The 14486-nt window shown below is 63.1% G+C and carries 9 protein-coding genes; 8 read left to right on the forward strand and 1 reads right to left on the reverse strand.

Annotation, left to right across the window (positions count from 1 at the left end; translation table 11 throughout):
* Positions 1 to 26 precede the first annotated feature (26 nt).
* From AB0E78_RS33455 to AB0E78_RS33490, 8 genes are all read left to right on the forward strand, one after another.
* On the forward strand, positions 27 to 557 hold the full coding sequence (locus AB0E78_RS33455) for a flavoprotein (protein WP_361840661.1): 531 nt from the start codon (positions 27 to 29) through the stop codon (positions 555 to 557).
* 478 nt (positions 558 to 1035) lie between these two features.
* Complete coding sequence (locus AB0E78_RS33460; protein WP_361841241.1) at positions 1036 to 1278, forward strand: helix-turn-helix transcriptional regulator; 243 nt, start codon at positions 1036 to 1038, stop codon at positions 1276 to 1278.
* Positions 1279 to 1486: 208 nt separating this feature from the next.
* Positions 1487 to 2083 carry a hypothetical protein gene (locus tag AB0E78_RS33465; RefSeq protein WP_361840664.1) on the forward strand — a complete coding sequence of 199 codons (597 nt, stop codon included), beginning with the start codon at positions 1487 to 1489 and terminating at the stop codon, positions 2081 to 2083.
* 163 nt (positions 2084 to 2246) lie between these two features.
* Complete coding sequence (locus AB0E78_RS33470) at positions 2247 to 5732, forward strand: helicase-related protein (protein WP_361840667.1); 3486 nt, start codon at positions 2247 to 2249, stop codon at positions 5730 to 5732.
* 1 nt (position 5733) lies between these two features.
* The gene (locus tag AB0E78_RS33475; RefSeq protein WP_361840670.1) at positions 5734 to 8451 is read left to right on the forward strand and encodes a DUF1156 domain-containing protein; all 2718 of its coding nucleotides are present in this window, start codon (positions 5734 to 5736) and stop codon (positions 8449 to 8451) included.
* A 105-nt stretch (positions 8452 to 8556) separates the two neighbouring features.
* Entirely contained in the window at positions 8557 to 11322 is a 2766-nt protein-coding gene (locus tag AB0E78_RS33480; protein WP_361840673.1) for a DUF499 domain-containing protein, read from the forward strand.
* Between the two features lie 237 nt (positions 11323 to 11559).
* Positions 11560 to 13122, forward strand: a complete 1563-nt coding sequence (locus AB0E78_RS33485) for an AAA family ATPase (protein ID WP_361840676.1) — start codon at positions 11560 to 11562, stop codon at positions 13120 to 13122.
* A gap of 8 nt (positions 13123 to 13130) precedes the next feature.
* A complete protein-coding gene (locus tag AB0E78_RS33490; RefSeq protein WP_361840679.1) occupies positions 13131 to 13949 on the forward strand; it encodes a hypothetical protein in 819 nt (272 codons plus the stop codon).
* A gap of 124 nt (positions 13950 to 14073) precedes the next feature.
* On the opposite strand, the gene AB0E78_RS33495 is transcribed toward AB0E78_RS33490, so the two are convergent.
* A complete protein-coding gene (locus tag AB0E78_RS33495) occupies positions 14074 to 14394 on the reverse strand; it encodes a hypothetical protein (protein ID WP_361840681.1) in 321 nt (106 codons plus the stop codon).
* Positions 14395 to 14486 lie beyond the last annotated feature (92 nt).

Here is a 14486-nt window from a genome sequence, read left to right on the forward strand (position 1 = left end):
CGGTACAAGGCAAGGTGCTGGGCGTCGTGGGATCGAGCGCCGGCGGAGTCGAAGAACTGCGTACAGGGCTTGTGGTCCCGGCGCTCGAACGGGGCTGGACGGTCGCAGTCACGCTCACACCAACCGCGGGTCAGTGGCTCCGCACGAGCGGGGAGACCGCGGAGCTCGAAGAATTGACCGGCCTTCCCGTACGGGCCGAACCGCGCCTGCCGAGTGACTGCCGGCCTCATCCGCCAGTCGACTGCTACGTCGTCGCCCCAGCGAGTGCCAACACCGTCGCCAAACTCGCCCTGGGAATCTCAGACAACCAGGCATTGACACAGGTCAACGAGGCCATCGGGACACTGGACCTCCCTGTAGTCGTCTGGCCCCGGGTGAACGCCGCGCATACCCGCCACCCCGCATGGGAGGGACACATCAAAGCCCTTCACGATTCGGGGGTGCGGTTGATCCACGGAGATGAGGTGTGGCCGCTCGCCGAGCCGCGGGCAGGGATGCCGGAGCGCCGGTACCCGTGGGAAGCCGTACTGAATGAGGCTGGCAGAACCACCTCCTGATGGCCCATCAATAGCGATAAGAGCAAGAAGAATTGGGCCCGGACAGTCTGTCCGGGTCCTTCGTCATGACTGGCTCCAGCCTGAGAGCATCACGGACCAACGGAGGCAACCGGTGCCCGATCAGGCATTGAGCGCGGCGCTCCCCGGCGCGAAGGCCTGGGGCGACGCATCCAGGAGCTGCCCGAGCGCACGCACGGATGTGCAGGCCAGCAGTGACGACTCGCATCGACGCTCGTCAGAGGCGGCCCTATCGCCGTCAGGCACGGAGCGCGTCGTCGCGGACACTCCCACACCTGCTGGCGCCCCCCGGCTCTGCAGCCGCTGCCGATGCCGTCTGAGTCGGTACAACGGGGAAGACCTCTGTGCCGGTTGCAGCCGCGACACACGGCACCAAACAGGGACCGCGCGCAGCATCCCCAAGGACCTCTGGCAGTTACCCGATGTCCGGCAAGCCTTGGTCAACCGCGAATTCGGGCGCATGTGCCAACTGATTAGACAGCACAGTGGGATCCGCCAAGACGACATAGCCGCAATCACCGGCTTGAGCCAAGCCTTCCTGTCGATGCTCGAGTCCGGAGCCCGCAAACTGACCAACATTGACAAGATCATTCAACTGCTGGATGGCCTGCAAGCTCCTCCAGAACTCACCGGACCGATGCTGCGGCCTAGCGTCAATCACCAGCCTCGTGGCTCTGCACCGACGGCTCTCTTGCGGTGTTGACCTCACCGTCTTCTGGAGTACGCACTCGCCCGCGCCCTTGTCGATTTGGAGGCCGGCCCCCAAGGCTCAGCGGCTGTAGCGGGGTACGACCGAGATCATCGATTGGTGCAGCGGTCTTGACGTGCACGGTGCACCCGATCGCATTCTTCTTGGAGTCAGGGCGAGGCTCGGGGCGCTGCTATGGATCACAGGCTGCCATCATCGGATCGTGACCGATCCGAACCCGGACAGTTCCCCGCCTGGCAGGACCACACCTCAGCGCATTCTCGTCGTCGGCGGGGTGGGCGCAGGCAAGAGCACCTTCGCCGCACAGCTGGCCGCGGTTACTGATTTGCCGTACCTCCCACTTGACGGCTACCGGTACCAACCTGACGGACAGCGCCGAAGTCGTATGGACCTTGAACACATTGCAACCGGCCTCGCTGCTGGGGACCGGTGGATCTGCGAGGGGATCTTTCTCACCTGGACCGGATCACTCATGGAAGCCGCCGACACGATCGTCTGGATGGATCCACCTGCCAGAGTTGCTGCCTACCGCGTCATGCGTCGCTGGTTCCTTGACCGGTTACGGCACCGGCAACTGCCCTACGGATTCCGGAAGTGTGTGCGTCTGGCCCGCAGTACCTTGCAACCTCATGACCTTCACGCAGTTCGCGCAGCCGCGAAGAACCTGAATCCCTCACCTGCCGCGCTCTCCGAAGCCACCAACCCATGGCGTGAGAAGACCGTCCGGCTGCGCACCCGCCGCGAGCAGATCGCATTCCTCAGCCGTACAGCATCAGACCCAACCGCGAGACGCCCGTGAGTTGGCGAGGCTACCCGCGCTGGGACCGTCGCACGGGGCAGCATGGTGAGGAGCTCACCCGGTCCTGGGCGCCGGAGGCTGGGAAGCAGCGGGCTGGGCTGGCGTGTCAGTGTGATCGGCTACTTTGGGGCGTGGCTGCTATGGGAGTGACGGAGGGACTGACGTGAGTGATCTGGGCGAGCGTGCCAAGAACCGCTTGATCATGCTCGATGGTCATTTTGCACACCCTGTGAGAGTGGAGCACGTCGAGCCCATTGGGGTCGGTGTTTTCCTCGTCAGGGTTCGTCACGCGAATGGGGCGCCCGATGAAACTCAGGCACTGGAAGCTGAACTTGAGGCGGCTCTTGCGAGGGCCGCCCCGAAGCCTGAGCTGGTCAGCCCGCAGGATCTGTTTCTGTGGGTAGAGTCGCAGCGAATTAAGCATGCCTTCGCCCACGACCCTCTCTTCGCTGTTTCGATGAGCGGGGTTCGCGGGCTGCCGCATCAGATTGAAGCGGTTTATCGGCACATGCTTCCTCAGCCCCGGCTACGTTTTGTGCTTGCGGATGACCCTGGTGCCGGTAAGACGATCATGGCGGGGCTCCTGCTCAAAGAGCTGAAACTCCGTGGGGCTGTGGAAAGAATCCTGATTCTGAGCCCTGCTCCGCTCACCACGCAGTGGCAGGACGAAATGCTCGAGAAGTTTGACGAGCAGTTCGAGATCGTCTCTGGTGAGCAGGTTCGTTATCAGCTTGGGCAGAGTCCATGGGAACGCTTCCCCCTGGCCATTAGCAGCATCGACTTTGCCAAGCGCGACGATGTGCGTGATGAGCTTCTGCGTGCACAGTGGGATTTGGTCATCGTCGACGAGGCCCACAAGGCGTCGGCGTTCACGAAGCGTGGCCGGGATGAGCGGGTCGTGAAGACTAAGCGGTACGTGTTGGTGGAGGGTGTGGCGCAGCAGGCGGATCGATTGCTGCTGCTAACGGCAACTCCGCACTCAGGTGATGAGGATAGATTCACCCGCTTCTTGGGCCTGTTGGATCCGGACCAGTTTTCGACGCCTGACCTGGTGAAGAAGCAGATCTCGAATGATGGCAACCCTTATTTCTTGCGTCGCCAGAAGGAAGACCTTGTAGACGAGCACAATCATGCGCTATTCGTCGAGAGGCATGTCCGAACTCAGCCGTTCCAGCTTTCGACCGCAGAATATTCGCTGTATCAGGACGTCACGGAATACGTGAATACCTACCTCGGGCCAAGCGGAGGTTCGAGGGGGAACGCGGTAGCTCTCGCGCGCACTGTTCTCCAGCGTCGGCTCGCGTCCAGCCTAGGGGCAATCCGGTCCTCATTGGTCAAGCGAGCCGATCGCTTGAGTGACCTGATCGAGCAGCTGAATGTCATGGCTCCTGCTGATCGGAAACGGCGCCTGGCGGCGCTGGGGCGCATGCCGACGGATTCAGACTTCGAAGACGATGGAGAAGCGGCGTCGGACGACATCGATGAGATCGTCGATGACGCGCTAGCTACCGAGGTCACCAGCGCGGAACAGATTTCCCAACTACGTACCGAAGTAAGTGACCTTCGGAAGCTGGTCTCTCATGCGGACAGGGTCCGGGCTCAGGGCGACGAGCGGAAACTGGTGGCCCTGCGAGAGTGCCTTGCGAGGGCAGAGTTCGAGGAGCTGCGGGACGGTCGCGGGAAGCTCCTCATCTTCACGGAACACCGCGACACCCTGAACTACCTGGAAGAGGACCTCCGTCGGCAGGGCTACTCGGTCTGCACCATCCACGGTGGCCTATCTCCTGCGGAGCGCAAAAGGGCTCAGCACGACTTCCGGCAAAACAAGCAGATCTGTATCGCCACAGAGGCAGCTGGCGAAGGCATCAACCTCCAGTTTTGCCACCTGATGATCAACTACGACCTTCCATGGAACCCGGTGCGCCTGGAGCAGCGCATGGGCCGAGTGCACCGGATCGGCCAGAGTGCAGACTGTTGGATCTTCAACTTCTGCGCCACCAATACGATTGAAGGCGTGCTGCTGGCGGGCCTTCACGCGCGCCTGGAGGCGATGCGCGCCGACCTTGATGGCCGCGTGTATGACGTGATCGGTGAACTCCTCACCATCAACGGCATCGACTTTGAGCGACTCGTCAAAGAGACACTCGCCCGGCCGACCCGGGCGAACAGGGACGCTGCTGTCGCCGCTATCAACCGGCTTAACCCGGACAAGCTGGCAGAGTACGAGAAGGACACAGGTATCGCCCTGGCGAAGAAGTACGTGGACATCGACTGGGTCCGCGGACAGAACTTCCTCTCCGAGGAGCGTCGCCTCATGCCCGAGTACGCGGAGGCATTCTTCCTGCGCGCCGCCAATCGTCAGCGTCTTCGTGTCGAGCGCCGAGCGGACCAACTGCTTCGCATCGAACATGTTCCTGTCGCATTGCGGAGTGAAGACCTCTCGGCGGTCAAGCACCGTGGGCGGCCGGATTCCGAGTACCGCAAGCTCACCTTCAAGAAGGAGGAGCGGGAGCGTGTTGAGCACGAGGACTCGGTGCTGTGCTCGCCGGGCCACCCGCTGTTCGCGGCGCTCGCTGAATCCTTGGAACGAGACCTTGCTGCCGACAACATCCCCCAGGGCGCTGCAGCGTTCGTAGACCCGGGTGCCCGCGCCCCCTATTTCGTCCACCTGTTCGCCTATGAAGTGGTGGGCGAGGACGTCCATGGGGCCTCGGAGCTCGCCTTCGCGGAGGTCGTAGCGGTGATAGAGGACCATGACGGCTTCCACCGGGGGCCAGCAGATGTCCTTCACACTCTCACGCCAGCGACTCCTGTGGAGACGCGGAAAGCCGCTGGCCTTTTGCCGGAGCAGATCAAGATGGCGACTGACTGGCTGCGCGTCCAAGTCCAGCTCCCACGCAGTGGAACGGAGCGACACAGTCGACTTGATCAAGCCAAACTTCGAGCCTCCTACCTTGAGGAGGCGATGGATGCACAGCAGCGGCGGCTGGAGAGCCGATGGGACTCCTACGACGCCAAGGTTGCCTCAGGGGACGACTCGTACCGGCTCCCGCGGGACAACGCCGCACGGCAGCTCAAGGAGCTGAAGCATCGACGGTTGGCGAAACTGGAGTCCCTTCAGCGCCTTGGCGTGGTGCGCTCAGGCAAGGTGACGCACCTCGGGTCTGGCTCTGTGGTGCCGCCCAGCGCGCCAGAACACCCCGATATCGACGTTATGCGCTCCAGCAGCAAAGAAGTAGAGGAGGCTGCTGTAGCCGTCGCCATGGCTTTCGAGGTGGAGCAGGGGTGGGAACCTGAATACCTCGGACACCTGATGGACGGCAGCGGGTTCGATATCCGTTCCACGCGGACGCTCCCCGACCGCAGCACACAGGTGCGCCGGATCGAGGTGAAGGGCCGCGGTGCCGCGTCGGGCGATGTGGGCTTGTACCGGACGGAGTGGTACGCCGCCCAGCGATGGGCGGCAGGTTTTTGGCTGTATGTCGTCTACAGCGCGACGACGAACCCTGTATTGATGAGGGTGCAAGACCCGTACCACACGCTGCCGAACGTCTCCGAAATCCGGCAGGTTACCGGTTATCGCGTACCGGGAGCTAGCATCCGAGCTCACGCGGTTGTAGAGGCAAGAGCTGCGGAGCGAGAGGAATAGGGTGCGCGACAGCAGTGACAAGCGGCTTATCGAAGACGTCATCCCGATCGACGTCATCAGCCGAACGAGCGCCAGTGAGAAGGTCGGTGGCCGTGTCGGCCACCCAGCTTCGATGCACCTCTGGTGGGCTCGTCGGCCACTGGCGGCTTCCCGCGCTGCTGTCTATGCGGCGCTTGCCCCGGCGGACGGCCGGACGCGCTCGCTCGCAGAGGAGTCGGCTTTCTTCGAGGCGCTCTGCACGTGGGGAGGTGACGACCACGCCATCCGGACCGCCCGTAGCGAGGTGCTCGCGGCGAGCACGGACGGCCCGCCCAAGGTGGTTGACCTGTTCTCCGGCGGAGGCGCTATTCCTCTCGAAGCCCTGCGCCTGGGTTGTGAGGTCACGGCCAATGAGCTGAACCCGGTGGCTCACCTCATTGAGCGGATGCTCATGGAGTTTCCCCAGAGTTATCCGGGGCTCGCCGATGACGTGCGTAAGTGGGGCAAGGTTTGGGTCGATGAGGCTTGGAACGACCTAGCCGCCTTCTATCCGTCTGTTGATGGCGGCACAGGCCAGCAAGCCCTCGACGACGATGGCGAGAGCGAGCGACGGCTACCCCTGGCGTACCTGTGGACCCGGACCGTGCGCTGCCCGAATCCTGCTCCTGGGGTTCCTGAGCACGACGCTCACCTTGTGCGCCAGACGTGGCTCGGCCGGAAGAAGAACAGGGTCGTTGCGCTCAAGCCCGTGGTCGACCGTGATGCCCTGACGCTGCGCTATGAGGTCGTCAATGCGACGACCGAAGACAAGCTTGGGTTCGACCCTGCCGAAGGTTCTCGGGGCGGTGAACTGACATGCCGCATCTGTGGCGCCCCGGTCAAGGGCGAGTACGTCAAGAAGGAAGCACGCGCCGGCCGCATGGGGACGGCGCCGCTCGCAGCCCTTGCAGCCAAGCCGAGCAGACGGGGACGCGACTACCTTGCCGTCGGTGAATACGAGCTCCCGGACGACGCGGAATGTCTGAAGCGTCTTGAAGAGCTCCCCGTCGACCCCCTGAGCGAGCCGCTTCCCGGCACCATGCGCATCACTGGTGGCACGTGCATGGTCTACGGGTTCTCCCATTACCGCGACCTGTTCACGCCGCGCCAGCTCCTTGCCCTGAGCACCATGGCCGCAGGCATCCACACCGTGTACGACAACGCCTGCGCCGAGGGCATGGACGCTGGGCGCGCAGCCGCCATGGCCACTGCATTCGCCATGGCTCTGAACAGAGTCGCCGACCGCCTGTCGAACTTGTGCCGCCTCGACACGAAGAACGAGGGTGGAACGAATACGTTCGCCCGCCAGGCACTGCCCATGGTGTGGGACTTCTACGAGGCGAATCCCTTCGCCGGCGCCTCGGGAGACGTCCGTAAGTACCTCAAGGAGACTGCCGACCTCATCGAGCGGCTGTCGACACTGCCGAATGCCGCTACCTGTGTACGAGGATCTGCAGCTTCTCTCCCGCTGGCCGATGACTCACAAGACGCGGTCATTACTGACCCGCCGTACTACGACAACATCTCGTACGCGGACCTCTCCGACTTCTTCTATGTCTGGCTGAAGCGGTCGGTTGGCTTCCTCTACCCCACGCACCTTGGTGGAGAACTGACGCCTAAGAAGAAGGAGGCGGTGGTCGCTGCCTACCGCCACTCCGGGAACAAAGACGAAGCACGCCAGCACTACGAAGACCTCATGGAGCAGGCCTTCACCGAAGCCCATCGAGTGCTCAAGCCGGGTGCTCCGCTCATCTGTGTCTACGCGCACAAGACCACCTCGGGCTGGTCCAGCCTGGTTGAGTCACTCAGGAACGCGGGCTTCATCATCACCGAGGCTTGGCCCTTGGACACCGAGATGCCGGAGCGGGCTGTAGGCCGAGGTACTGCCAGTCTCGCCTCGTCCATCTTCCTCGTCGCCCGCAAGCGCAAGCCCGGTGCGGGTGTGGGCAGCGAAGCCGACGTCATGGTCGAGCTGGGTCAGATCATCGCGGAGCGCCGCGCGAGGCTGGAGGAACTCGGCATCACCGGCGCGGATCTGGTCATCGCGACAGTTGGGGCTGGGCTCCGGGCCTTGACTCGATACGAGCGAGTCGAGCAGGACAACGGCGAAGTATTGCCCGCTGAGAGGTTTCTGGAGATGGTCCAGAACCGGGTCCTCGACGCGATCGTTGAGGGCCTGGCTGGCACGGACCCGGTCACCCGTTACTACCTGGCAGCTCAGTTCTCCTACGGGTACGCAGCTGTTCCTTTCGATGAAGCCAACAACCTCGCCCGAATGGCTGGCGCCAACCTTGACGGAACCGGTGGCCTGACGAACGGCCCGAATCCGCTCGTGGCCAAGGTCAAGTCCACTGTCGTCCTCAGAGACTTCGAGGACCGCGGGGACGATGCGCGCCTGGGTCAGCCGAGTACGGAAGCCAGCGGAACTTTGCCGCTGTATGAGATTGAGTCGTCAGTAGCACCGCCCCTCATCGATGTTGCGCATGCGGTTCTCTGGCGTGCCGAGCACCGGCCGAGAGAGATTCCCGCCTATCTGATGTCTGTAAACGTCGATGTCGACGCGATCCGTCAGGTCATCCAGACCTTGGCCGGACGGGCCTTGCGCTCCAGCTCAAGTGAGTCGAAGACTCGGGAGGCGGGCGCAGCGGAGCGGCTGCTGGCATCGTGGAAGACGATGATTGGTGATCGGGGGCTGGTCTGAGGTGCTGATGACCATCCGCAACGTTGAGGTACAGGGGGTTGGAACGCTGTGAGTTCGAGTTATCGGCTGTCGCCTTGGACAGAGGTCGCGCGCCCGCATGAGGACGTGGCGGGTGGCGTCCTCGATATGGGGACCTACGCGGCCAACCTGTCCGGCGTCTTCCGCGGCCGCCAAGGCATCTCGCCCGTCTACGCGGACGCCGGCCGCTTCTTCCAAGCGACCTACCTCACTGCGAAGATGGGCGAGCTGCTCACGGACGTCATGGATGTGCTGGCAGGAGGTACTGGCTCTCATGTCCTCCAGCTGCGCACCCCATTTGGTGGTGGCAAGACCCACAGTCTTGTGGCCCTGCTCCACTTGGTCCGCAACCGTGCCGCTGCCGTTGCCGCGTGCCCGGAATTGAAGGACATCGCTGATCCCGGTGACGTCCGGGTTGCAGTGCTGTCCGGTGAAGAGCTCGACGCCCTTACTCCGGCGACGGCGACAGGAATCGAGACCCACACCCTTTGGGGTGAACTCGCGGCTCAACTCGGGCGCTACGAGCTTGTAGAGCAGCATGACCTGTCAGGCGCAGCCCCGGGCGGGGAAGTGCTGCGTCAGGTTATTGGTGACAGCCCGACTCTCATCCTTCTCGACGAGGTCTTGATCTATGTCGAGAAGGCCATGGTCGTCGCGCGGGGAGAGTCGAACGCTGGCCGTCAGGCAATGTTGTTCCTCCAGGCGCTCACAGAGGTCGTCAGCGCGGAGCCGAATGCCGCCATGGTCTACAGCCTTCAGGCGAGCGTCGGTGAAGCCGCGGGTGCCGAAGGGCTGCTGAGCGACTTGGACAAGCTCGTTGCACGAGTGGACTCCAAGCGTGAGCCGGTCGCTGGCGACGAGGTGCTGCGTGTTGTTCAGCGAAGGCTATTCGCGGAGCTTGGTGAGACGAGCGTCCACGAGTCGGTGGCACGCGCCTATTCTGATCTGCTTCGGAAGCAACTGCTGGCCGCAGCGGAGACTGGTGATGCGCGCCGGGAAGCAGAAGCGGCTGCCGACTCTCTTGAAGATCGGATTCTGGCTGCATACCCTTTCCACCCCGAGTTGCTGGACCTGATGTACCACCGCTGGGGGTCTTTGGTTTCCTACCAGCGAACCCGTGGTGCGCTGCAGTTCCTGGCTGCCGTTGTCCACGCGTTGTGGAAGTCGGGGGCGAAGAGCCCGCTTATCGGGCCGGGAGATGTCGACTTCACGGACGAGGCGGCCCGAGGCGCGTTCTTCTCGCAGGTAGGCGAGCGGGAGCGGTACGCATCCGTCCTGTCGAGCGACGTAACGTCAGACGGTGCTGGATGCGCGACCGTCGACCGCACGCTTGGGGCTGACAGCCCTGCGATCGCGCAGCTCCGAGTAGGTACTCGTGTGGCCTCGGCCATCATGCTTTACAGCTTTGGGGCGCGTGAGGGCGAAGACCGTGGAGTACTTGAAACGGACCTTGTTCGAAGTCTCCTCGTTCCCGGCTTGACCCGAAACATTGTTGTTTCCGCACTCCATGACCTCCGCGAGGAGGAGCTGTACCTCCACTACACGGGACGCCGGTACCGCTTTGAGCCGACGCCCAACCTGACCAAGCTCGTGCGCGACGAGGCCACCAAGCTCAGCTCCAAAGAGGTACTCACTGAGGTCCGGGGCGAGCTTGAGAACCAGCTGCGTGGTAACAAGGGAGTGTCCCTGTGGCCGGAAGCGCCGAGCGGCATCGCTGACGAGCGCCCCGTGTTCACCGTCGCCTACCTGCATCCGGACTGGTCCGACGATCGCGATCCACAGACGAAGTTCATTGAGCAAGCGGGTAGCGGAAGTCCCCGGCGATACCGTAACGGACTTGCCCTGGTGCTCCCGGACAAGGGGCAGTTCGACCTCGCTCGCCATGCCATAAGGCTGCGTCTGGCCGCTGATTCGCTCCTGTCGAAGGCTAGACAGTACAACTTCAGCACCGAGCAGATCGAGGAGCTCAGGGACAAAGCCAGTAACGCTCGGCGTGACGGTTCCGCAGCCATCGGCGCCGCGTACAGCACCGTGGCCATCCCCACCCGTTCTCGGGCAGGCGATGCGCCGTATGTGCTGGAGCCCTCGGACCTCCGCACCATGCTCGCAGCGGGGCGCGCCCTGCATGAGCGGGTCGTAGAGGCCCTTAGCCAGCGGGTGTTCAGCTCCATCACTCCAGCGAAGCTGGTTGCACTGGCCGGCCTGGGGCCGGACAGGAAGGCTGTTACATGCGCTGACCTGGTGGACTGGTTCTACAGCTACTACGACTTCACCAAGCTTTGGGACAAGAACGCCGTAGCCTCCGCCATCGCGAAAGCTGTCTCGGAGTCAGAACTCGGCTATGTGGTTGGCATCGTGCGCGAAGGTGAAAGTTTCGTTCCTCGCGACGCACGCCAGATCCGCTTTGGGGAACGTCTCACAGCTGATGAAGTCGACCTATCAGACGACGCAGCGATCCTTTGGCATGACTACGCCCTCGAGTTCCTCCAAACGCCTATCGAGCCGGCTACCGAGGAACCTGAGCCCGGTACGGAACCTCGGCCCAAGCCTCAGCTCACTCCTCCAGCGCAACCGACAACGTCACAAGGAGGCAAGCCGGGCGCGGGCGTCGGAGGGTCTGCCGGCGGAGCCCCTAGCGACGTTGTGCGAGTGGCCAATGTCAAAGCCGTCGTTGAACGATCTGGTCTCTTCAATCTTGGCCGATCCCTCTCCTGGCTTCGGGGCGAGCAGGGTTCAGTGCGCATCGAGATTAATATTCATGCCGAGGGCGAGTTCGACCGAGGCGACTTCTTGAATGGGTTCTTGGAACCCATCGAAGAAGCCGCTGAGGACCTCGACATCAGCACGCAGTAGCACGGTTCGCCCTGTAGGGCCCCACCCTCAACGGACAGGAACAGGCCTCTGGTTCTGCCAGTTCCGGTAGCACCGATGCGAAGGCATTCAGCGGCCTCCACGTTGTAATGGGTGGGGCCGAGAGGTGTCAGTGTGCGGGGGATCGCTCTGAGGGGGGGCTACGCTGTCCTGCCATAGTGCGCTTGTGCGAGCCGCACGGGCAGTTGTTGACCGCGTGGGAGCGCGGCCGGAGGAAATGTGCAGTTCACGGTCGTAGAACAGGGCGGTCGGCAGCCGAAGGACCTGCGGTACCACGCGCTGCTCGTGAGGGATGCCTGGAACGATTTCGGCTTCGTGACCATGTTCCACCTGGTGATCTACGATGAGAACGGCCGCCGACACGGCATCGGCGAGGTAAAGGTCGGCGAGTTCGGGATGCAGTCCGGGATCGAACCGAGCTCGAAGCGCCCAGGCCGCACCGTGCGGGTACCTGAGTCCTTCGAAGACCTCGGACCACGGCACTTTTCCCTGGGACAGGACGACTCGTACTACGAACGCCTGCGCCAGCTCGGCGACGAGGTGCGTCACCCCGTGCTGTCCGCACTGAGGGACGTGGCCTTCGACGAGAGCATCTTCAATCGTGCTCAACACGAGAAGGTCACTGTCGAGTCCCTCATGCGATTCCTGAAGCCGACCGCCGTCACGGAGCAGTACCGCCGTATTGCCCAGGGCGGTGCTCGAGTGTCGGGCTTCCAGGTGGCGTATAGGGCGCCCGCCCCCGCCGGGGGCGGGGGGAAAGCCGTGGTCCTGCAGTTCGGGGTGTCGCCGAACTCGCGTCCATCGACGAACATCCATGTGCTCATCGGCCGCAACAGCGTCGGCAAGTCCTTCCTGCTGAACAAACTTACGCACGCAGTCGGCGTTTATCAGGCCGATCCGCGCGAGGTTGGTCGCATCGTTGAATCCGACCGGGGTGCTCGCAGTTCCTTCGCGAACTTGGTCAGCGTCACCTTCAGCGCCTTCGATGAGTTCCCGCTCATCAGCGAGGACGACGTGGCTATCTCCTATGCCTACGTAGGACTGCGGGTCACATCGGTGAGCTCTCGTACACCGCGGGTCAAGAAACCATCCCAGCTCATGGGGGACTTTGCGGACAGTGTGGAAGCCTGCCTGACCGGGGAGCGGTCAGACAGGTGGGCGAAGGCCTTGCGGACCTTGCAGTACTCAAGCAGCGGCTTCATCGAAGAAGAATGGGTGGAGGACTTCCAGGCAACGCAGAGCGCGCCTGCGCGCAGACGCAAAGCGAAGCAGTTGTTTGCTGGCCTGAGCTCAGGCCACAAGGTTGTCTTGCTGACGATGACCCGCCTTGTAGAGCATGTGACAGAGCGGTCGCTCGTGGTCATAGACGAGCCCGAATCCCATCTTCACCCTCCGTTGTTGGCCGCCTTCATTCGCGCCTTGTCCGATCTGCTGACTGAGCGCAATGGTTTGGCTGTGCTTGCCACCCACTCGCCGGTGGTCCTCCAGGAGGTACCCGCGTCCTGCGTGTGGAAGCTGCGCCGTTTCGGAAACCATGTGGCCGCCGAACGCCCAACCCTCGAAACCTTCGGTGAGAACGTCGGTGTCCTCACCCACGAGGTGTTCGGGCTGGAGGTCACCGACTCCGGATTTCACCGTGATTTGAAGGCCGCAGTACGCCAAGGGCTGTCGTACGAGAGCGTGCTCAGTCGATTCGGCGGACATCTGGGCGGCGAGGCCAAGGCCATCGTCCGATCTCTCATCGCAGTCCGTGATACCGGTGATGTGGAGGGTCAGTTCTGATGAGGCCCGTGCCAGCCCCGGATCTATCGACGCGCGCGGTCTACGCCCTGTGCATCAGCAAGACCGCGTCGACGACCAAGGCCCGACTGCAAGCCTTGGAAGAAGATGTGGTCAATGCCGCCGACCAGTTCGAAGCTGCGGCCTCCACGGCAGATCTCCATACGTTGGGCAGCCTCAAGACCAACCCTTCCGATGAGGAAGACAGAACCCAGCTGAAGAAGAACTACACGCAGCGCCTGACGAGCAAGGACCACCCAGCGAGGGATGTATACGACAAACTGAAGATTGAAGTCAGTCTCTGTCCTTTGTGCGCTCACCGCGATGTGGAAACCCTCGACCACCAGTTGCCGAAGTCGCAGTACCCCCTGCTGGCTGTCGTGCCCTCCAACCTGGTCCCCGCTTGCCGAAGCTGCAATACGCTGAAGAGTGATGCAGGCCCGAAGGGTGCTCACGATCAGACGCTGCACCCCTACTTTGATGACATCGGCAAAGAGCAGTGGCTCTATGCTCAAGTCCATGAAGTAGTCCCCGCATGCGTCTCGTTCCGCGTGGTGCCACCTCCGAGCTGGGACTCGGTCCTGGTGGCGCGGGTGCGCTGGCACTTTCAGACGTTCGACCTTGCGGAACTTTACGGAAACCAGGCTGGCCGGGCGATGACTAGCCTTCGGTACGTCCTGAAGCGCAAGGCGCCGTCCAGCATCCCCGGCTATCTGCAGGACGAGGCTGAGGGCGGGGCCGACGAAGATCCCAACTCATGGAAAGCTGCAATGCTCCAGGCTCTGGCTGGCAATGCCTGGTACATCAACGGCGGCTTCGCCCTGGAGTAGTTGTGGCATCCCATTATCAAGCGAGCGGAGCATATCGAGACCCGTGTTACGAGGTCGGCGGGCGGACTCCAACAGATCAGAACGGCTGGCTCTGCCCGTTCCCTCTTGTGTCCGTTGTTGTCGTCTACCGACGCTGCCGTGCGCACAACTGCACTGTGGTCAGTACGTCGTGACCAGCGGCCGGGCGCTCGTCCGGTGCGGGCTCGCTCAAGAGCTGGGCGGCGCGGCGCTCGAGGGCGGCGACGTTGGCCGAGTTGTCGATGGTGGCGACGCCGTTGACGGTGACCTTCAATGGTTCAGCGACGAGGATGGCGATCCGCTCGTGCAGGATCTCGGCCGCGACGGCGCGAGCGGAGTGCAGCCGCTCGTAGCGGGCGGCGAGGTCGGCCATGTCGGTTTCGGGGCCGAGCTGGGATTGAAGCCAGTGCAGTACATCGCTGTTCACGGGGGTTCCTGGGTGAGTGGCATGTCGCGGCGGGGGGCGCCGGCGAAAAAACCAGCAACCCCCCCCCCGGGGTGGCCCCAGGCGGGCGTAGC

Source organism: Streptomyces sp. NPDC032198, from assembly GCF_040636975.1.
Classification (GTDB): Bacteria; Actinomycetota; Actinomycetes; order Streptomycetales; family Streptomycetaceae; genus Streptomyces.